The organism is Psychrobacter sp. TB55-MNA-CIBAN-0194 (assembly GCF_040309505.1).
Lineage (GTDB): Bacteria > Pseudomonadota > Gammaproteobacteria > Pseudomonadales > Moraxellaceae > Psychrobacter > Psychrobacter fozii.
Map to the genome: position 1 here is coordinate 1 of NZ_JBEOOW010000875.1, position 230 is coordinate 230.

Annotated in this window: 1 protein-coding gene; it reads left to right on the forward strand. The window is 51.3% G+C overall.

Translation table 11 applies throughout. From position 1 onward, the window contains the following. A partial coding sequence (locus tag AAEY75_RS17430) for an NAD-binding protein (protein WP_352260452.1) occupies window positions 1-230 on the forward strand: 230 nt, incomplete at both ends.

The window sequence follows — 230 nt, forward strand, 5'->3', positions numbered from 1 at the left end:
TCGCACTATTGCGGATTTGGACGACATCCTTGCCATCGCCGAGCAACCCTCAGTCAAAAAAGGCGTGGTTGTGGGCGGTGGTCTACTTGGTTTAGAGGCAGCCAAAGCCTTGGTTACCTTAGGACTAGAGACGTATGTTGTAGAATTTGCGCCGCAGCTGATGGGTGTTCAGCTTGATGCCGCTGGTGGTGATATTTTAAAACGTAAAATCGAAGCGCTCGGTGTCACGG